Origin of the sequence: Azospirillum griseum (assembly GCF_003966125.1) — a bacterium.
In the GTDB taxonomy this organism is placed as follows: domain Bacteria; phylum Pseudomonadota; class Alphaproteobacteria; order Azospirillales; family Azospirillaceae; genus Azospirillum; species Azospirillum griseum.
In genome coordinates, this window is the sequence record NZ_RXMA01000150.1 from 1 (window position 1) to 377 (window position 377).

Here is a 377-nt window from a genome sequence, read left to right on the forward strand (position 1 = left end):
CGGTGGGTGAACTGGCCAGCGAGCACGGTGTCCATCCCAGCCAGATCCACGCCTGGAAGAAGGCGCTGCTCGACGGCGCGGCCACGCTGTTCGAGGGCGGTGGCGAGCGTGAAGACAAGGCCAGCGAGGCGCAGGTTGCCGAACTCTACCGCCAGATCGGCCAACTCACCGTGGAGAAGGATTTTTTGTCCAAGAGGCTCGGCAGGTAGGCCGGGCCCAGCGTCGCGCGATGATCGACCGCGCGCATTCCAAGCTGTCCATCAGCCGCCAGTGTGCCCTGCTCGGCGTAGGACTATCCGGAATTTCGTGCTTGGCGGGGTTATCCTGAAGCAGAAGGAGACCCTGAATGGCCCGACGCAAAGAACCGGTTATCCCCG

General features: G+C 63.9%; 1 protein-coding gene. It reads left to right on the plus strand.

Annotation, left to right across the window (positions count from 1 at the left end; genetic code table 11):
- Positions 1–209: transposase (locus tag EJ903_RS26565; RefSeq protein ID WP_148105335.1), on the plus strand; the 209-nt coding region annotated here is incomplete at its 5' end.
- Between the last annotated feature and the right edge of the window lie 168 nt (positions 210–377).